The sequence below is a fragment of the Nocardioides sp. SR21 genome (genome assembly GCF_022761125.1).
Classification (GTDB): Bacteria; Actinomycetota; Actinomycetes; order Propionibacteriales; family Nocardioidaceae; genus Nocardioides.
In genome coordinates, this window is the sequence record NZ_JAKWJR010000010.1 from 107,273 (window position 1) to 124,811 (window position 17,539).

Annotated in this window: 18 protein-coding genes; 7 read left to right on the forward strand and 11 right to left on the reverse strand. The window is 70.0% G+C overall.

What is annotated here, in order from left to right; translation table 11 throughout:
* The first annotated feature begins 16 nt into the window (after positions 1-16).
* Positions 17-514 (forward strand): MarR family winged helix-turn-helix transcriptional regulator, encoded by a 498-nt coding sequence (locus MJ604_RS18710; protein ID WP_243060107.1) that lies wholly within the window; start codon positions 17-19, stop codon positions 512-514.
* A 126-nt stretch (positions 515-640) separates the two neighbouring features.
* Here the strand turns inward: MJ604_RS18710 and MJ604_RS18715 are convergent, their stop codons facing one another.
* Complete coding sequence (locus MJ604_RS18715; protein WP_243060108.1) at positions 641-2,512, reverse strand: amidohydrolase; 1,872 nt, start codon at positions 2,510-2,512, stop codon at positions 641-643.
* 160 nt (positions 2,513-2,672) lie between these two features.
* Between MJ604_RS18715 and MJ604_RS18720 the strand changes: the two genes are divergently transcribed.
* Both MJ604_RS18720 and MJ604_RS18725 read left to right on the forward strand, forming a co-directional pair.
* Positions 2,673-3,569: a helix-turn-helix domain-containing protein gene (locus MJ604_RS18720; protein ID WP_243060109.1), complete on the forward strand. Its 897-nt coding sequence runs from the start codon at positions 2,673-2,675 to the stop codon at positions 3,567-3,569.
* A 340-nt stretch (positions 3,570-3,909) separates the two neighbouring features.
* Complete coding sequence (locus MJ604_RS18725) at positions 3,910-5,262, forward strand: M28 family metallopeptidase (RefSeq protein WP_243060110.1); 1,353 nt, start codon at positions 3,910-3,912, stop codon at positions 5,260-5,262.
* 55 nt (positions 5,263-5,317) lie between these two features.
* Here the strand turns inward: MJ604_RS18725 and MJ604_RS18730 are convergent, their stop codons facing one another.
* Positions 5,318-6,160, reverse strand: a complete 843-nt coding sequence (locus MJ604_RS18730) for an NYN domain-containing protein (protein ID WP_243060111.1) — start codon at positions 6,158-6,160, stop codon at positions 5,318-5,320.
* Between the two features lie 331 nt (positions 6,161-6,491).
* Between MJ604_RS18730 and MJ604_RS18735 the strand changes: the two genes are divergently transcribed.
* Positions 6,492-7,298 (forward strand): oxaloacetate decarboxylase, encoded by an 807-nt coding sequence (locus MJ604_RS18735; RefSeq protein ID WP_243060112.1) that lies wholly within the window; start codon positions 6,492-6,494, stop codon positions 7,296-7,298.
* A 186-nt stretch (positions 7,299-7,484) separates the two neighbouring features.
* On the opposite strand, the gene MJ604_RS18740 is transcribed toward MJ604_RS18735, so the two are convergent.
* The gene (locus MJ604_RS18740; protein WP_243060113.1) at positions 7,485-7,949 is read right to left on the reverse strand and encodes a glyoxalase/bleomycin resistance/extradiol dioxygenase family protein; all 465 of its coding nucleotides are present in this window, start codon (positions 7,947-7,949) and stop codon (positions 7,485-7,487) included.
* A gap of 59 nt (positions 7,950-8,008) precedes the next feature.
* On the opposite strand from MJ604_RS18740, the gene MJ604_RS18745 reads away from it, so the two are divergent.
* Positions 8,009-8,380 (forward strand): MerR family transcriptional regulator, encoded by a 372-nt coding sequence (locus MJ604_RS18745; protein WP_243060114.1) that lies wholly within the window; start codon positions 8,009-8,011, stop codon positions 8,378-8,380.
* Positions 8,381-8,472: 92 nt separating this feature from the next.
* Here the strand turns inward: MJ604_RS18745 and MJ604_RS18750 are convergent, their stop codons facing one another.
* The gene (locus tag MJ604_RS18750) at positions 8,473-8,853 is read right to left on the reverse strand and encodes a RidA family protein (protein ID WP_243060115.1); all 381 of its coding nucleotides are present in this window, start codon (positions 8,851-8,853) and stop codon (positions 8,473-8,475) included.
* Between the two features lie 177 nt (positions 8,854-9,030).
* Positions 9,031-9,180, reverse strand: a complete 150-nt coding sequence (locus tag MJ604_RS18755; protein ID WP_243060116.1) for a hypothetical protein — start codon at positions 9,178-9,180, stop codon at positions 9,031-9,033.
* Positions 9,181-9,417: 237 nt separating this feature from the next.
* Here MJ604_RS18755 and MJ604_RS18760 point away from each other — a divergent pair, with 237 nt between their 5' ends.
* On the forward strand, positions 9,418-9,954 hold the full coding sequence (locus tag MJ604_RS18760) for a hypothetical protein (protein WP_243060117.1): 537 nt from the start codon (positions 9,418-9,420) through the stop codon (positions 9,952-9,954).
* Positions 9,955-10,103: 149 nt separating this feature from the next.
* Positions 10,104-10,583: a hypothetical protein gene (locus MJ604_RS18765; protein WP_243060118.1), complete on the forward strand. Its 480-nt coding sequence runs from the start codon at positions 10,104-10,106 to the stop codon at positions 10,581-10,583.
* 122 nt (positions 10,584-10,705) lie between these two features.
* Here MJ604_RS18765 and MJ604_RS18770 read toward each other — a convergent pair whose 3' ends face one another.
* The 6 genes from MJ604_RS18770 to MJ604_RS18795 all read right to left on the reverse strand — a co-directional run bounded on the left by MJ604_RS18770 (position 10,706) and on the right by MJ604_RS18795 (position 17,411).
* Entirely contained in the window at positions 10,706-11,533 is an 828-nt protein-coding gene (locus MJ604_RS18770; RefSeq protein WP_243060119.1) for a GIY-YIG nuclease family protein, read from the reverse strand.
* 331 nt (positions 11,534-11,864) lie between these two features.
* On the reverse strand, positions 11,865-12,590 hold the full coding sequence (locus MJ604_RS18775) for a gamma-glutamyl-gamma-aminobutyrate hydrolase family protein (protein WP_243060120.1): 726 nt from the start codon (positions 12,588-12,590) through the stop codon (positions 11,865-11,867).
* Entirely contained in the window at positions 12,583-14,079 is a 1,497-nt protein-coding gene (locus MJ604_RS18780; RefSeq protein ID WP_243060121.1) for an aldehyde dehydrogenase family protein, read from the reverse strand. The genes MJ604_RS18775 and MJ604_RS18780 overlap by 8 nt, the downstream gene beginning before the upstream one ends.
* A complete protein-coding gene (locus MJ604_RS18785; protein WP_243060122.1) occupies positions 14,079-14,939 on the reverse strand; it encodes a fumarylacetoacetate hydrolase family protein in 861 nt (286 codons plus the stop codon). The genes MJ604_RS18780 and MJ604_RS18785 overlap by 1 nt, the downstream gene beginning before the upstream one ends.
* A 21-nt stretch (positions 14,940-14,960) precedes the next feature.
* Positions 14,961-15,920, reverse strand: coding sequence for a 3,4-dihydroxyphenylacetate 2,3-dioxygenase (locus MJ604_RS18790; RefSeq protein WP_243060123.1), 960 nt, complete (start codon positions 15,918-15,920; stop codon positions 14,961-14,963).
* A gap of 3 nt (positions 15,921-15,923) precedes the next feature.
* Positions 15,924-17,411, reverse strand: coding sequence for an aldehyde dehydrogenase (locus MJ604_RS18795; RefSeq protein ID WP_243060124.1), 1,488 nt, complete (start codon positions 17,409-17,411; stop codon positions 15,924-15,926).
* Positions 17,412-17,539 lie beyond the last annotated feature (128 nt).

Consider the following 17,539-nt stretch of genomic DNA (forward strand, 5'->3'; position numbering starts at 1 on the left):
CAATAGAGTTTCGGTCATGCCAGACCGTCACACGCTCGCCGAGACCGAGCAGGCCACGCGCGAACGGGTCCAGCACCTCCCGCTCGACTTCGCCGCGTCGCACGCGCTGCTCAGCCTCTACCGGGCCGCGAACGCCGTCCGAGGCCACCTCACCAACAACGTGCTGCGGCCCCACGACCTCACGTGGACGGGCTTCCTCGTGCTGTGGACGCTCTGGATCTGGGACTCGATGGAGACCCGCGACATCGCGGAGTCCGTCGGCATCAGCAAGGGCACGCTCACCGGCGTCGCCAAGACCCTGGCGTCGCGCGAGCTCATCGAGCGGATCCCCAGCACCGCCGACCGGCGCCTGGTGAACCTCAAGCTCAGCCCCGCGGGCGTGGAGCTGATGGAGGAGATCTACCCCGAGTTCAACAAGACCGAGTCGCGCATCGTCGGCGACCTCGACGCCCGCGAGCTCGACACGATGACCTCCGCCCTGCGCACCCTGGTGGAGACCTCCGAGCAGTCCTGAGTCGTCTCGCTGATCGAGCAGCGAGGTGGTGGTCTCGAGGCTCGTTCCGCTCGCACCCCAACCACCGTGCGGTGGTTGAGGTGCGAGGAGCGCTGGCGACGAGTCTCGACACCACCTCGCCGCCAGCTACCCGCCCAGGCGCTCGGTCAACGCGCAGCAGCACAACCCCTCGGCCAGGCAGGACGCCGACGTGTGGCTGCTGATCGAGCTCACGGCGGCCGCGCCGGCCCGCGCGCGACCCGCGCCGGACGCGGCGCCGTCGTACACGACCTCGCCGTTGACCAGCGTCGCTGCCACGCTCAGCCCGACGAGCTCACGCGGCGGCGTCCGCATCACGTCGCCGTCGAGCACGGTGATGTCGGCGACCTTGCCGACCTCCAGCGTGCCCTTCCACGCGGCCGAGTGGTCCTGCCACGCCGGGGTCCGGGTGTACGTCGCCAGCGCCTCGCGGACCGAGATCCGCTCGGCCTCGCCCGCGACACCGCCGAACATGCCCTCGCGCAGCCGCATCGCCATCACGCCCTGGAGCCAGGACGGGAACGTGACCGGCGCGTCCGACGAGCTCGAGACCCGGACGCCGGCGTCGAGCGCCGAGCGGTACGGCCACTGGTAGTCGGTGCGCTCCGGGCCGAGGACCGGGTCGAGCGTGCGGCCGAGCAGGTACTTGATCGTGCCGTTCATGTTCACGCCGATGTCGTTGCGCGCCATCTTCCGCAGCGTGGCCGGCGGCGTGAGGTCGCCGTGGATCACGTAGTGGCGCAGGTCGGCGCGCTTCCGGCTGTTGCGCATCGCGGCCAGGTAGCCCGCGACGACGGCGTCGATGGTCGCGTCGCCGGTGGCGTGCGTCCCGATCTGGAAGCCCTTCCGGTTCGCGAGCCGGATCATCCGGTGCAGCGTCGCGACCTGCTCCTCGACGCTGGTGCCGTCGATCACGAGCGAGCCGTTGGTGCCGTCGAGGTAGGGCTCGTGCAGCCACGCGGTCTGCGCCGCGGTCGGGATGCCGTCGGCGAAGATCTTCACGCCGGCGACCCGGAGGTAGCGGGCGTCCACGCCGCTGAGCGGCTCGTACGAGTCGATGGCGGCCTGCATCGAGGCGACGCTGGTGCCGCCCGACAGCAGCGCGTTCACCCGCAGCGGCAGCTTCCCGGCGCCCACCTTGGCGGCGTACAGCTCGAGGGTCGCGGCACCGATCCCCGGGTCCGTGACGCTGGTGATGCCCTGCGCGTGCAGCATCGCGATGCTGACGTCGAGCCCGCGCGAGATCTGGTCGGGCGAGAACGGCGGCACGACCGACTGCACGAGTCCCTGCGCGGTCTCGCGCAGCACGCCCGTCGGGTCGCCGTTGCTGTCGCGCTCGATGACGCCGCCGACCGGCGGCTGGGTGTCGCGGGTGATGCCGGCGAGCTCGAGCGCCTTGGTGTTGACCGCGATCGCGTGGAACGAGAAGTCCGTCAGCAGCACCGGGTGGTCGCCCGACACCGCGTCCAGGTCGTGGCGGTCCGGCGGCCGCGGCAGCCGGTTGTCGTTCCAACCCTGCCCGCGGATCCACTCGGTCGGCGTCGCCGCCTGCTCGGCGGCGCCCCTCACGATCGCGACCAGCGCGTCGATGGTGCCGGTGTCGACGTTGTACGACAGCGGCGGCAGCGTCAGCGCGAACCCGCTCAGGTGCAGGTGCGAGTCGTTGATGCCCGGCAGCACCGTGCCGCCTGCGGCGTCCACGACCTCGGTACGCCGCCCCGCCAGCCGCTTGATCTCCCGCGTGCTGCCGACGGCGACGATCCTGCCGTTGCGCACGGCCAGCGCCTGGGCGGTCCCGGACCTGGCGTCCATCTGCTGCACCGCGCCGTTGAGCACGACCAGGTCCGGGGCGGGCGTGCCCGCGCCGCGTCCGGCTCCGGTCACGGCCGCGGCCGACGAGCCGGCGGCGGCCACGGCGCCCGCGGCCCCGGCCGCCGCAGCGCCGGCCAGCAGGCTGCGCCGAGTGACTTCGTTGTCCATTGCGTTCTCCTGAGGTCCGTGGCCCGGAACCCCTGCTCCGCGCCGGATGGAGCGATATTGTTCGGACCCAAAGGACTTGGGAACGGCGCTCGCCCGACAGGGCCGTCCAGGTCCAGACGACGACCGTGAGGGTCAAGTCCGTGGGCAGGAGGTGCGACGCGTGCGGCCCGTCCTCTACGGCTACCTGACCGACCTGACCGACCCGGAGCTCGCGTCGGACGCGATCGTCGTGACCTCCGGCGAGGCACCCAGCCCCGTCTGGCGGCTGCGGCTCGGCCCGGTCGTCGGCTGCCTGTTCCACGGCGGCGCGGTGGAGGTCGTCCCGCACCATCCGTCCCCCGGCGACGGCCTGGCCGTCGGGTACGTCGCCGCCGGCCACGTCGTGGTCGAGCAGGGCGGGCGCCGGCTCGAGGTCGGCCCCGGCCAGGTCGCGCTCTACAACGCGGCGACGCCGTACCGCGTCAGCGCCGACGGCCCCCACACCTACCTCGTGGTCCGCATCCCCAGCCAGCGGCTGCGGGTCCAGGACCTCGACAACGACCCGGCCTTCGCGGCCGACCTGTCGACGTACCCTTCCGGCTCGGTCCTCGCGGCCCTGCTCCGCACGATCACCGAGCTCGCGGCTCCCCCGGCCCCGGCCGCCGCCCAGCACCTGGGCGACGCCGTCGCCGACTGCGTGCACGCCGTGCTCGCCGAGCAGCACCTCGACGTCGGCTCGTCGCAGCCCAGCGAGCTGTTCGAGCGGATGACCGCCTGGCTCGACGCCCGCCTCGGCAACCCGACCCTCGGCGCCGACGACCTCGCCCTCGGCCTCTTCGTGACGCCGCGCTACGTGCGCAAGGTCTTCGCGCAGCACGGCACGACGGTCTCGGAGCACGTGCGCCAGCGCCGGCTCGAGGTGATCCGCGGCGAGCTCCTCGACACCCGCAACGCCGACGACCAGATCTCCAGCATCGCCGCCCGCTGGGGCTTCCGCGACCCCAGCGTCTTCAGCCGCGCGTTCTCCAAGGAGTACGGCGAGAGCCCGCGCCAGTTCCGCAGTCGGCACGGCGGGTAGCCGTCCGCCCTATCCCCGAGATTTGGTAAATCGACTCGTTCTGCGGTGCGCATCGCGGATACGGACGGGATCGATCTTCTCTGCCCGGAGAGAGCCGCCCTAGATTGCTGAACGGCGTCAACGGCGACGCCGATCTCTCGGAGGAGCTCTCGTGAAACCAACCCAGAAGGCAACACTCTTCGTGGCCGCAGCCGGCCTCGTGATGGCCGGCCTCGCCGCGGCCACCCCGGCCGAGGCCCACCGCGGGCACGGCGGACACGGTGGCGGACACGGCCACCATGGCCACGGACACGGCTGTGACCATCGCACCAATGACTCGCTTCGCAAGGTCCTCGAGTGCGTGAAGGTCACGGAGGTCCTCAAGCACCAGCGGGCACTGCAGTGGATCGCCGACCACAACGACGGCACCCGCGCATCCGGAACACCGGGCTACGACGCCTCGGCGGCGTACGTCGCACACAAGCTCAGGAAGGCCGGCTACCTGGTCACCACCCAGGAGTTCGACTTCAACATCTTCGAGGACCTCGGTGGTTCGGTCCTCGCCCAGACGGCACCTGGCTCGGTCACCTACACCGAGGGCACCGACTTCGGGGCGACCGACCACTCGGAGCCCGGGGACGTCACGGCGGCCGTCACCCCGGTCGACATCGCGCTCGGCGCGGGCAACACGTCCACGAGCGGCTGCGAGGCGGCGGACTTCGCCGGCTTCCCGGCGGGCAACATCGCGCTGATCCAGCGCGGGAGCTGCACCTTCGAGATCAAGGGCGAGAACGCGGCGGCCGCGGGAGCGTCCGCCATCGTGTTCTTCAACCAGGGCAACGACCCCGCTGACCCCTCCAGGATGGACATCCCGGCCGTGACGCTGGGCAATGGCTACACCGGCGGGATCCCGGCGTTGAACGCGACGTACGACCTCGGCGCGACGCTCTCGGGCATCGCGGGACTGCAGCTCCACGTGCTCGCGAACGTCACCCGCGTTCCTGGGACGACGACGAACGTGCTCGCCGAGTCGCGTGCCGGTGACCCCACGAACGTCGTCATGTCCGGCGCCCACCTCGACTCGGTGCCGGAGGGCCCGGGCATCAACGACAACGGGTCCGGGTCCTCGGCCCTGTTGGAGGTCGCCGAGCAGATGGCCAAGGCGGCCAACCGCGGCAAGCTGGACAACCAGCTCCGGTTCGCCTGGTGGGGCGCCGAGGAGGCCAACCTGGTCGGGTCGAACGCGTACGTCGCCGGCCTGACCGACGAGGAGCTCGCGAGCATCGAGATGTACCTGAACTTCGACATGGTGGCCTCGCCCAACTACGGCCTGTTCATCTACGACGGCGACGGATCCGGGTTCGGCCTCGTCGGGCCGGAGGGCTCCGACGACATCGAGGCGCTGTTCCAGGAGTACTTCGACCTTCGCGGCGAGCCGACCGAGCCGAGCGCGTTCGACGGCCGTTCCGACTACCAGGCCTTCATCAACAACGGCGTACCTGCCGGCGGCCTGTTCACCGGAGCCGAAGTCGAGAAGACCGCCGAGCAGGCAGCGAAGTGGGGCGGCACCGCGGGTGAGCCGTTCGACCCGTGCTACCACCAGGCCTGCGACACGATCGACAACCTCAGCATCAAGGCACTGCAGATGAATGCGGACGCCATGGCGTACGTGATCTTCCTGTACGCGTCGGGCTGGGAGGCGATCAACCAGTAGAGATCCTCTGACTGCGAGCGCCAGGGCCGCCCCCGCCCTGGCGCTCGCTCGTCGGCTAGCCCGACGGCGCCGCGGACTTCTTCGCAGCCGTCGCGGCGGTCTTCTTGGCTGACGACTTCTTGGCCGGCGACTTCTTCGTGGCGCTGGGCGTGCTGGGCGGTGCCGGCTCCGCCGGCGCCGGCTTCCGCCCGCGCAGCCGCACCCACAGGCTCCCTCGTCCCGAGGTGTTCTTGACGGTCTTGGTCTCGAGGAACGGTTGCTGGACGACCAGGTCGCTGAGCTTGCCGAACCCGTAGTTGCGGGAGTCGAACGACGGATCGGTCCGGTTCAGGTGGTTGCCCAGCGCGGCGAGCGAGGTCCAGTTCTCATCATCGGAGGGCGCCTTGTTGAGCGCCTTCGTCAGGACACTCTGGATCGGCCGGGGCGGGTTCTCGTCGGTCTGCTCGGGCGTGGCCGCGGCTTCGGTGAACACCTCGAGGAACAGGAACCGCTCGCAGGCCTCCACGAACGCCTTCGGGGTCTTGCGCCGCCCGACGCCGATCACCCTCTTGCCCGACTCACGCAGGCGCATCGCCAAGGGCGTGAAGTCGCTGTCGCTCGAGACCAGGGCGAAGCCGTCCACGTTGCCGGAGTACAGGAGGTCCATGGCGTCGATGATCAGCGCCGAGTCGGTCGCGTTCTTACCGGAGGTGTAGGCGAACTGCTGCCGAGGGGAGATCGCGTTCCCGAGGAGCACCTCGCGCCAGCCCTTGAGGCCGTCGCTGCTCCAGTCGCCATAGGCCCGCTTGACGGTGATGGTCCCGTACCCGGCCAGTTCGTCGAACATCTCCCTGACGAACTTGGCAGACGTGTTGTCCGCGTCGATCAGGACGGCGAGACGAATGGATTCATCGGTCATGGGTGTGCCTCCTGGATCGCGGAGCCACCATCCTTCCGCACCGAAGGCGATCGTCACCCCATCGCGGCGGAATGAAGGCGGTCGAGATCTCACGATTCGCGGGGCGGTTCGTCATCGAAGCTCGTGGCGACCGTCGACCGAAGACAAAATGCGGGAGCCATGGATCGACATCGAGTGGGGCCGAGCGCATGATCAGAGCTGGATGATCTGCCACCCCGGACACCGGGCCGCTCGGGCCCGCGGAGTAGCACTCCCCCAACTCCAGCGGCGGCTCGCCTGGCGACGGGGCGACGGAGGTGGCGGGTTCTGAGCCTGCTGCGCGAGGTGTGACATGGACGGGCACGGAGATCGGATCGCGGATTTCCAAAGGTTGCACGCGTCGGGGTGCTTCGTGATGCCGAACCCCTGGGATGTGGGAACCGCGCGGATCCTGGAACAGCTGGGATTCAAGGCGTTGGCCACGACGAGTGCCGGACTGGCCTGGTCGCTCGGCCGTCCGGACGCCGAGGTCACGCGCGACCAGACGCTCGAACATCTCCGCCAGATCGCTGCCGCGGCGACTGTGCCGGTGAACGCTGACTTCAGGGACGGCTTCGCGGTGGATCCTGCCGGCGTTGCGGCGAATGTGCGGCTGGCCGCGGAGACAGGGATCGCGGGGCTCTCGATCGAGGACTCATCCGGCGACGAGGCCGCACCTCTCTTCGACTTCGACCTGGCGGTGGAGCGCGTTGCCGCCGCCCGCCGAGCGATCGACGAGAGCGGCACGGGGATCGTCCTCACCGGCCGCTCCGAGGGTTTCGTCTGTGGAGCTCCGGACATCGACGAGACGATCCGCAGGCTCCGCGCGTACGCCGAAGCCGGCGCCGACTGCCTCTATGCTCCGCGGATCGACGACCTGGAGCACGTGTCGGCCATCGTGGCTGCGGTGTCGCCGAAGCCGGTGAACCTCCTGATCAACTCTCCGTTCACCAACGTCGCCGAGGCCGCGCAGCTCGGGGTGCGTCGGATCAGCGTCGGAGGCACGCTGGCGCGCACCGCCTGGGACGGAGTCCTAGCGGCCGCCCGGGAGATCGCGGAGGCGGGGACGTTCTCACGGTTCGATCGGCTGCCCGACGTCGAGGCCCTGTTCGGTGGCTGACACCTCGCAGCGAAGCGCTGGCTGCACAGCTTGGCGCGGGATCGAGGCCTGGGCTCGACGGTCAAGACCAAGAAGGAATAGTCCGCGGCCGGGGGCGATCCAGCCGTACCTCGCCACTCACCGGACGCATCTCCGGTTCGCGCTCATCGCGGTGCGGGCAGGTCGGCGGCTGAGACCGTTCCTGGGTCAGCGCTCGCGCTCGTCGTCGGTGTGGAACCCGTCGCGCTGGGAGCGCTGCTCCAAGGTCTCGAGCTCCTGGAAGAAGGTCACCTGCCAACCGGCGGGTCCTTCGACCCGCGCATTCAGGCTGCGAAACGGCGTCTCCACCGGGGGGGCGATGACGCGCGAGCCGACGGTCGTCACCGCCTCGACGGCCTGACGGGTGTCCGCGACCTCCAGCGCGAGACGGAGCGTGGGGCCGGCCGCCGGTGGTGCCCCCTCGATCTCATCGATGTTGCGGGCGTGCTGGGGCGAGGCCACCTCGATGGTCGCCGAACCGGCGTGCAGGATCGAGACGCGGTCGTCGCCGGTCGTGGCGAAGGCGATCTGCTCGGGCATGCCGAGGACGTCGCGGAAGAACGTGACAGCCTCGTCGAAGTCGTCCGCCTCGATGATGAGCCGCAGCTGACGGGGCGCAGGAGAGTTGGTCATGGAACGATGGTGCAACCTGACACTGATGTCAGGTGCAAGTCGAGTCCGTGGAGATGGCGATGAAGATCGGAGAGCTGGCCGAGCGAACAGGGGCGAGCGTTCGGTCCCTGCGCTACTACGAGCAGCGCGGCCTCCTCCGGTCCGAGCGGACCGTGGGCAACCAACGCGAGTACGACCACGCGGCGGTCGACCGGGTCGGGCTCATCCGCAACCTGCTCGCCGCGGGCCTCTCGACCGAGACCATCGACGACGTGCTCCCGTGCATGAGTGAGCCAGCGAACCAGACCCCTCGACTGACCCGGACGCTGCTGGCCGAGCGCTCGCGCCTCGATGCCGAGATCGCCCGCCTCGAGGAGACCAGGCGCCTCCTCGACGACGTCATCGCACAGGCTCCTCGAGACACGGACTCGAGGGCGGGATCCGAGCCGTGATGGCACGGAGCCTTCGAGGATGTCTGCTGCGCGCGCAGCACGGCGAGACCCCGGGCGCAGCGGACCGTAGAGGCGGGTAGTCGAGTCGCTCCTCAGCCAACGGAAGCCGTCATGCGAATGGAGACGAGCAAGCCCGGGATCTCGGCTCCCAGCTTGGCCGCGTAGCGCGCCGGTGGATCAGACGGGAACCACCGTGCGTACTCCTCGTTCATGCCCACGAAGTCGCCCGGATCGGCGAGCAGCACGCCTACCTCGACGACGTCGTCGAGCGTGCCGCCGGCCTCGCGCAGGATGGCCTCGCAGTTCGTCAACGCCTGCCGGGTCTGAGCCTGGATGCTGTCGCCGGCCAGGTGACCCGTGCTCGGGTCGATGCCGGTCGTTCCTGAGATGAACACCTGGGAGCCCGCTTTGACTCCCTGGCTGAAGAACGGCGAGCTCGGTGCGTTCGGTGTCGTGATGATCTGGCGCGGCATCTCGGACCTCCTGGCCGATGGTCCCACTGTCCGAAGCGGCTGGGAAGGCACCCCGACCAGGGGCCTGCCTGCGCTGGAAGGCGGCGGATCGACGTACCTGCCCACACCCGCGAGGCTGTGGCCGACGAGATGCCCACGCCCGTCGCGGGCTACGACTCCCAGAACGGGCTGCGTCGTCTAGAAGCTGCCGCCGCCGCTTCCGCTGCCCCACTGATCGTGCTGCGACCACCGCGGGTCACCGAGACCGGCGCGCCTGCGCTTCCTGTCGACCCAGAATGCGATTCCGGCGATCGCGAGGACGACGACGAGCAGCAGCAACCACATCACGGCCACTTCCTTCTGGAGAGTTCATCTCGATAGTCCTCCATCCCACGCGTGCGGTCCACGTCATGGCGGCCCGGCGGCGCTCCGGATGCGCTCGCTGGTCGGGCATCCGATGAAGGCGCTCCTCGAGGTCGTTGCGAGCAGCGACGCGCTGGCAGGCAGCTCTTGACAGGTCCAGCATCCGCAACCTGGACTGGCTCGCGGGACCCGACTGGTCCGGCTACCGCGAAGGGAGTGGGCATGCCGACGCGCGCGCGAGCCGTGATCGTCACGTTGCTTGCCCTCCTGGCGGGCGGCTGTGGCGACGAGGAGACCGCGATACCTGCCGACGCGGTATCTGAGGCGAGCGGCATCGTGGGCAGTAGCGCCGACGACGCCCTCACCCTCGCGCCGGCCGACATCGAACGCCTGGCGACCCAGGCGAACGTCAAGCAGGACGTCCTCGAGTCGGTCGCGTCGACGCTTGCCGAGGGAGACGTCTGGACGCAGTCGATGAGCGGGGTACGGACCATCTACGACGATGCTCCCGAGGGGGTGCCGTCCACCCTGGTCGACGTGGCGTGCAAGGCCGTAGCCACCAACATCCACACCGACTACCAGCTGCACTACGCGATCTTCCAGCGGGTCAACGGATTCAACGAGCAGGAGATCGACGGTCTCACGGAGACGACGTTCGATCTTTACCACGCGCTCTACGAGGCCAGCCGCAGCGACGAAGCCGAGGACCGTGCGGCCGCGGCGCTCACCTGTCACACACTCGCGGAGATGCAGGGCTGAGGCTCGCCCAGCAGACGTCGCGATGGTCGGATGACGACGAACAGAACTGCCGCCTGATGTGCGCCGTGTCGCGGCGGACAGATGCACACGTCGCTCAACACGGATCGCGAGTCGCGGCATCCGGGGTCGGCGCCGATACATTCGGCGACATGGCTGCGCGAGAGGCGACCGTTGCCGACGTCGAGCGCATGGTCGAGCTGGCGGACAGGGCGAGACGCGAGTACGAACCGCATGCCCCGGTGTTTCAGCGACCCGCCGCCAACGCCAAGGATGTTCACCGGCCCTGGCTCTCCGAGCTTGTCGAGCACCTCGACGTAGGAACATTCGTGCACGAGGACTCCCACGGCGACGTGGACGGCTTCGTCATCGTCACCACCCTGAACGCCCCACCCGTCTACGACCCCGGCGGCCTCTCATCGCTCATCGATGATTTCGCAGTGTCGTCCCCTGACAGGTGGGAGACGGCAGGCGCCGCACTGCTGGACGAAGCGACAGCCTGGGCACGGGCGCGGGGTGCCGTCCAGGTCGTGGTGGCGTCGGGTCCTCACGACGGACCGAAGCGTGCCGCGCTCCAGGCAGCCGGCCTGGTCGTCGCATCCGAGTGGTTCACGGCGCCGCTCGAGTCCTGACGAGACCCCGTTCCCGTTGCTGTGCGCGGTAGATCAACGCGTCCGGCTCGCGACGGAAGCGCGGGCGACGCCTGCCGGTCCGCAACGCGAGGCCGCTCATCGGCATCAGTGTCTGACGCTGGTCAGTTCTTGTTGTGTCCCAGCGATCGTGCGTGGAGGACGTCCTTCCAGTACGACTCGCGCTGAAGGACGTGGTCGTCGTCGGTTCGCATCGACCAGTACTCCAGAAGAGCGAACCGCATGTTGGTTCGGTAGTACTCGTCACCCTTCTCATCGAGGAGTGCCTTCAGCCCGACGTTCCCTCCGTGCAACGTGGCCGCGTAGGTAGCCCAGCGTTGCCAGATCCCAGTGTCGCCGTACGCCGAGCCGACGTACCGCTGTCCGGTCTCTCTGTCGTGGATGACGTAGACGCCCTTCATGCTCTCCAACGCGATCCGCCAGTCGGCCCTGGCCTGGCTGACGACTGCCTGAAGATCGGCGAGGCTGTGGTTGATCCGGTCGTGGCCCGGAAACGGGTCGCCGGCGAAGGGCGCCTCGAGGATGGAGGAGACCGTCACCATCGGAAGGACCGACTCCATCCGCTGGCGAATGTTGCGGCCAGACCTCTTGTGGCGGAGCCAGAGCCGACGAACGAACGGACCCATCAGGTCGTCGCGCAGCGCCACCTTGTACGACTGTGCATGCGGTTCGGGCCCGCGCTCGAGGACTTGCCAGATTCCACCGAAGAGCCAGAGCGTCGCGTCGTGCTTGTCCTGAGCCACGGAGAAGATGAAGTCGCGGTTGAAGTCGTTGTTCACACTTCTCCACGAGTTCCAGCCCTGCCATTCCTCGGGGCTGGTCGCTAGAACGTCGATGGGGTGCTTGACCTGGTTCCAGACGGCGAAGTGGACCTTGTACTGCCTCGGGTCGAAGCCCTCGGGCACGACGCTGCTCAGCGGGATGGCCTCCATATCGAGACCCTAGACGGGTGGGTATCGCGATCCTCGCGGCTGCCTCGCGGCAGTGGGACGACCAGCCAGGGCCCCCGAAGCAATCGAACGTACGCCATCGACGGGTCCCTGGGCGTTCAGCTCAGCAAGCTCGGGTTCGAACTCGGAGCCGCCTCTCAGCTGGCCGGGGAGCGACGAGCCTTCACATCCGGGCAACGTTCCCGCCCCCGAAGAAGGCCTGGCGCCAGTGACCACGTCGCAAGCATGGGTGGCCCCGCTGGTGGCGACATGCCCGCACTCCTGAACGTCCGCCATCAGCAGGTCCGCAAGGCCCGGTAGGTGCCTTGCTGTACTACCGACGCCCGGCCGCCACCACAGCGCTGAACACCGCGAGCTGCTGCGGATCAGTCGCCCAGGTGTCCTCGGGGTGCCACTGCACGCCGAGGAACCAGCCCGGCGCCTGCGGGATCTCGACGCCCTCGATGACACCCTCCTCGGAGCGCGCGACGACGTGCATGCCCTCGCCGAGCGAGGCGAGGCACTGGTGGTGGTAGCAGGAGGACTCGATCTTGTCGCCGACCACCGAGGACAGCAGCGAGCCCTCGTCGACCGCGATCGCGTGGACGCGGTGGCGGTGGTGGCGCATCTCGCCGTACGTCTCGTCCATGTCCTGCACGACCGTGCCGCCGCGCGCCGCGTTGACGACCTGGAGGCCGCGGCAGACCGCGAGCAGCGGGATGCCCCGGGCGAGGCAGACCCGGGCGACGGCGAGGTCGAAGGCGTCCTGCTCGTCGTCGACGTCATAGAGGGTGGCGTGGGCCTCCTGGCCGCTCCAGTGCGCGGCGAGGTCGCCGCCGCCGGGGAGCAGGACGCCGTCCGCGACCTCGAGCCGCGACGCGACCTCAGCGTCGTCAGCAATACCGGCGGGTGCATGGGGGTGGATCACCAGCGGCTCTCCCCCGGCGGCCCACACGGCCTCGACCAGGTTGCGCGAGGTCACCTCCGCGCCGGACCGCAGCGCCGAGGCGCTGGTCGAGAAGCGTGCGGGGATCGCGATGCGCGGGCGGCGCTCACCCATAGTGGATCCACGTCGTCTTCAGGTCGGTGTACTCGTCCAGCGCGTGCCGCGACTTGTCGCGACCGAAGCCGGAGAGCTTCACGCCGCCGAACGGCACGCTGAGGTCGCCCTCCTCGTAGCAGTTCACCCAGACCGTGCCGGCCTTGAGCTTGCGCGAGACGCGGTGCGCCGTACCGAGGTCGGAGGTCCACACCGCGGCGGCCAGGCCGTACGGCGTGTCGCCCGCGACCCGGACCGCCTCGTCCTCGTCGCCGACCTCGAGCACCGAGAGCACGGGAGCGAACAGCTCCTCGCGGACCAGCAGGTTGTCGGGCGCGAGGCCGGTGACGACGGTCGGCTCGAGGTAGGGGCCTCCGCTCTCCGATCGCGTACGCCGGCCGCCGACGCGGACCTGCCCGCCGGCCGCGACACCTTCGTCGAGCTGGCCGAGGATCCGCTCCAGGGAGCGCTCGTCCACGACCGGGCCCATCTTGGTGGCGGGGTCGAGCGGGTCCCCGGGCGCCCACTGCGCCGACGTCTCGACGATGCGCGAGACGACCTGCTCGGCGACGTCGCGGTGCACGACCAGGCGCGAGCCCGCCGTGCACATCTCGCCCGAGTTGAAGAAGATCGCCCAGGCGGCGGTGTCCGCGGCGGCGTCGAGGTCGGGGGCGTCGGGAAGGATGATGTTCGGCGACTTCCCGCCGAGCTCGAGGTAGACCCGCTTGAGGTTGCTGTCCGCGGAGTACCGCAGGAAGTGCCGGCCGACGGCGGTCGATCCCGTGAACGTCAGGATGTCGACGTCGTGGTGCTCCCCCAGCGCGCGACCGACGACGACGCCGTCTCCGCTCAGCACGTTGAGGACGCCCGGTGGGAGCCCGGCCTCGAGCCCGAGCTCGGCCACCCGCTGCATCGACAGCGGTGACTGCTCGGCGGTCTTGAGCACGACGGTGCAGCCGGCGGCGAGCGCCGGGCCGATCTTCCAACCGGCCAGGGTCAGCGGGAAGTTCCACGGCACCACGGCCGCGACGACTCCGGCGGGCTCGCGGGTGACCAGCGAGAGGTCCCCGTCGGTGGTCGGCGTGATCTCGCCGTGCTCCTTGTCGGCGAGCTCGCCGTAGTAGCGCAGCGTCCGGACCAGCGCGCGCAGCTCGATCTCGTGAGCGATCCGGATCGGCTTGCCCATCTCGAGGCTGATCAGCAGCGCGAGCTCGTCGCGGTGCCGGTCGACCAGGGCAGCGAACGCCTGCAGGATCTCGCCGCGCTCGCGCGGGTGCAGCCGCGGCCACGGGCCGTGGTCGAACGCGCGCCGCGCCTCCGCGACCGCCCGGTCGGCGTCGGCCGCGTCCGCCCACGCGAGGTCACCCAGGGTCGAGCCGTCCCGCGGCGTGACGATGGACCGCGCGGAAGCCGCCTCGCGGAACTCGCCACCGACGAAGACCCCGCCCGGCACGGACAGCTCAGCGGCCCGAGCGGCCCAGTCGGTCGTCCCGACGTGATCGGTGGTCATCAGTGCGCCGCGGGCTTCGGCTTGCGGATGCCGCGGAACTCCCAGTCGCCACCCTGGGCGGTCGACAGGACCTCCTCGGACTCGGTCACCTGGGCGCCGACGTCGGTGCGGATCGGCGTCGGGCCGGACACGATGTGGTTGCGCAGCGTGCCGAGGCCCTCGACCTCCACCTCGACGACGTCGCCGGGATAGACGGTGCGCGAGATGGCCGGCGTACCGGACAGCAGCAGGTCGCCGGGCTGCAGCGTGATCGTGCGCGCGATGTCCGCGACGAGGTAGTGCATGTCCCACTCCATCTCGTCGGTGTTGCCGTCCTGCTTCACCTCCCCGTTCACCCGGGTCTGGATGCCCTTGCCGCGGAAGTCCCAGCCCTCGATGACGCCGGGGCCGACCGGGCACAGCGTGTCCGCGCCCTTCACCCGCAGCATCGAGCCGGAGTCGGTGTCGCGGAAGTCGTGCAGGCCGTAGTCGTTCGCGACCGTGAAGCCGCGGATGTAGTCACCCGCCTCGGCCGGCGAGATGTTGCGCGCCGTGCGCCCGATGACGATCGCGATCTCGCCCTCGTAGTTGAGCCACTTGCAGCCCTCGGGCCGCACGACCGCGGCGTCGTGGGAGTTCAGCGCCGAGACCGGCTTGTGGAAATACGTCGGTGCCGGCGGCAGCGTCGTCTGCATCTCGCGCACCCGGCTGATGTAGTTCAGGTGCACGCACACGATCTTCGACGGGGTGACCGGCGGCAGGTGGCGGGCCTCGGCGATCGCCACCTCGCGGCCGTCGCCGGCGACCAGGGACTCGCCGTGGCGTACGACGTCGACGGGGTTGCCGTCGAGCAGGATGCGGCGCGTCTCGCGCAGGGTCATCGGTGTTCCTCGTCTTCTGGGTCAGCCGGCAGCCGGTACGTCGGCGCCGGGTGCGCCCATCTGGCGCACGTAGTCGGGGTCGGTCGGGGTCTCGTTCGCGGGCGGGAAGCCACCCTCGGGGCGGTCGAACCACAGGTGCACCTGGCCGGTGCCGATCGAGTTCTCGTACTCGCCGTACTGGCGGGCCGGCGCGGTGCAGCTCTCCTCGCCGAGGGCGCCGATCATCATCAGGTAGTGCATGAACTTGGCCTCCGGTCGGTAGCGGAGGAACTCGGGCATCGTGTCGAGGACCCGCTTGTGGTCGCCGGACTTGAACCACTCGATGCGCTCGAGGTCGGCCTGCAGGGCCCCCGATGAGAAGATGTGCTCGTGGCCGGCGGCCTCGTGGTCGCGCAGCTGGCGCAGCGACCAGAACGTGTGCGACAGCGCGCCGGACGCGATCAGCAGCACCTTGCGGTCCGACTCGGCGATCGCCTCGCCGAGGGCACGGCCGAGGCGGAGGCTGTCCTCGCCGTCGGCGGTCTGGCAGACCCCGATGGAGATCCACTTCTTGTCGGGCAGGCCGGCGCCGAGGAACTCCCAGAGGTTCGTGGTCGCGTAGAAGATCGGCAGCGAGTGGTCGTCGATCGCGGTGATCCACGTCGAGTGCTTCGCGGCCTTGCTCGCGATGAGGTGCGCGAGCTCGGGGTCACCCGGGAAGTCGTACGGACGCCGCTGCATGCCGCGCGGCAGCTCCTCGGAGGTGAACAGCCCGCTGCGCCGGTCCTGCGCGGTGACGACGTACTCGACCGTGGTCGCCCAGTGGGAGTCGAGGACGACGACGGTGTCGTAGTCGAGGGTGTCGAAGACCTCGCGGCGCAGCTGGTGCAGCCCCGAGACGAGCGTGGAGTCCTCACCGTTGTTGAGCTCGCGCCGGATCTCCTCCGACAGCACGATCGTCGGGACGTGCGCCAGCAGCCCGGCGCCCACCACCTCACCCATGACTCACTCCTTCCAGCCGGTCGGGCTGAAGACGCTGTTCTTGATGTCGGTGTAGAAGTCGAACGACCAGATGCCGCCCTCGCGGCCGATGCCGGAGCGGCCGTTGCCGCCGAACGGTGCCTCGAGGTCGCGGACGAAGAAGCAGTTCACCCAGACCGTGCCCGCGTTGAGCTGGGCCGAGACCCGCTCGGCCGCGGCGCGGTCGCTGGTGACCAGGGTGGCCGCCAGCCCGAAGCGGGTGTCGTTGGCCCTGTGGACCGCCTCGTCCTCGGTGTCGAAGGACTCGATGGTCACGACCGGGCCGAAGACCTCCTCGGTCATGATCTCGGCGTCCGGCTTGGCGTCGACCAGGATCGTCGGGCGGAAGTAGAGGCCGCCGAGCTCGTCGTTGGGACCACCACCGAGCAGGGGCCGAGCGCCGTCGGAGATCGCACGCTCCACGAACCCGCTGATCTGCTCGAAGTGGCGGCGCGAGATCAGGGCGGAGACGTCCGTCCCGTCCTCGCGCGGGTCGCCCTGGCGCAGCTCGGCCGCCCCCGCGACGACCCGCTCGGTGAACTCGTCGACGAGCGATGAGTGCACGAGCATCCGGGCCGCCTTGAGGCAGACCTGCCCGGCGTTGTCGAACTGCTCGACCGCGATCTCGACGGCGAGGTCGAGGTCGGCGTCCTCCAGGACCACGAGGGGCGACTTGCCGCCGAGCTCGTACGACAGCGGCACGATGTTCTCGGCCGCTGCCTTGGAGATGACGCCGGCGGTCGGCACCGAGCCGGTGAACGCCAGCCGGTTGATGCCGGGGTGCGCGGTCAGCGGAGCGCCCGCCTCGAGGCCGGTGCCCTGGACGACGTTGAAGACGCCGGCCGGTACGCCGGCCTCGTGCATGATGTCGGCCAGCAGGCTCGCGGTGAGCGGCGCCCACTCCGGCGGCTTCACGACGACGGTGTTGCCGGCGGCCAGCGCCGGGCCGATCCGCCAGGTGGCGAGCATCAGCGGCGCGTTCCAGGGCGTGATGATCGCGACGACGCCGGCGGGGTCGTAGCTGATCCGCTCGCGGTGACCGCGGCCCGGCACCTCCATGTCGGGGTGGCCGAGCTGCTGCTCGGCGAAGTCGGCGAACGCGCGGAAGTTCATGGCCACCCGCGGCATCACGCCGCGGCGGTGGCTGCGGATCAGCGAGCCGTTGTCGCGGGTCTCGACGCGGGCGAGGTCCTCGACCCGCGCCTCGATGCCCTCGGCGACGCGGCGCAGGATGGCGGACCGCTCGGCGACCGGCAGCGCGGCCCACGCCGGGAAGGCGGCACGGGCCGCGGCGACGGCGGCGTCCACCTCGGCGGCACCACCGGCGGCGACCTGGGCGATCTCGGACTCGTCGATGGGCGAGACGTCCGCGAAGGTCCGCTCGGAGGCGACCCGCTCGCCGCCGATCCAGTGCCGGAGATCGACGGTGACGCCCTCGACCGTCGCCGTGAATGGGGCGGTGTGTGCCTGCATGAACCCTCCGTGGCCGAGATCGTTTGGTCCCAAACGTATTCGCCGCCCCCGGGTCCGTCAAGGGCGCCCGGACGACCCGTACGGACGTGCCATTCGGAAACAAACGATTTACCGAGAACCCCTCGACA

Bases quoted from the DNA above. Each gene is read 5' to 3' on its own strand.
- MJ604_RS18745 (WP_243060114.1), top strand. From the start codon at position 8,009: ATGAAGATCGGAGAGCTGGCCGAGCGAACAGGGGCGAGCGTTCGGTCC.
- MJ604_RS18770 (WP_243060119.1), bottom strand. From the start codon at position 11,533: ATGGAGGCCATCCCGCTGAGCAGCGTCGTGCCCGAGGGCTTCGACCCG.
- MJ604_RS18775 (WP_243060120.1), bottom strand. From the start codon at position 12,590: ATGGGTGAGCGCCGCCCGCGCATCGCGATCCCCGCACGCTTCTCGACC.
- MJ604_RS18710 (WP_243060107.1), top strand. From the start codon at position 17: ATGCCAGACCGTCACACGCTCGCCGAGACCGAGCAGGCCACGCGCGAA.
- MJ604_RS18750 (WP_243060115.1), bottom strand. From the start codon at position 8,853: ATGCCGCGCCAGATCATCACGACACCGAACGCACCGAGCTCGCCGTTC.
- MJ604_RS18740 (WP_243060113.1), bottom strand. From the start codon at position 7,949: ATGACCAACTCTCCTGCGCCCCGTCAGCTGCGGCTCATCATCGAGGCG.
- MJ604_RS18765 (WP_243060118.1), top strand. From the start codon at position 10,104: ATGGCTGCGCGAGAGGCGACCGTTGCCGACGTCGAGCGCATGGTCGAG.
- MJ604_RS18730 (WP_243060111.1), bottom strand. From the start codon at position 6,160: ATGACCGATGAATCCATTCGTCTCGCCGTCCTGATCGACGCGGACAAC.
- MJ604_RS18780 (WP_243060121.1), bottom strand. From the start codon at position 14,079: ATGACCACCGATCACGTCGGGACGACCGACTGGGCCGCTCGGGCCGCT.
- MJ604_RS18790 (WP_243060123.1), bottom strand. From the start codon at position 15,920: ATGGGTGAGGTGGTGGGCGCCGGGCTGCTGGCGCACGTCCCGACGATC.
- MJ604_RS18785 (WP_243060122.1), bottom strand. From the start codon at position 14,939: ATGACCCTGCGCGAGACGCGCCGCATCCTGCTCGACGGCAACCCCGTC.
- MJ604_RS18795 (WP_243060124.1), bottom strand. From the start codon at position 17,411: ATGCAGGCACACACCGCCCCATTCACGGCGACGGTCGAGGGCGTCACC.
- MJ604_RS18760 (WP_243060117.1), top strand. From the start codon at position 9,418: ATGCCGACGCGCGCGCGAGCCGTGATCGTCACGTTGCTTGCCCTCCTG.
- MJ604_RS18715 (WP_243060108.1), bottom strand. From the start codon at position 2,512: ATGGACAACGAAGTCACTCGGCGCAGCCTGCTGGCCGGCGCTGCGGCG.
- MJ604_RS18735 (WP_243060112.1), top strand. From the start codon at position 6,492: ATGGACGGGCACGGAGATCGGATCGCGGATTTCCAAAGGTTGCACGCG.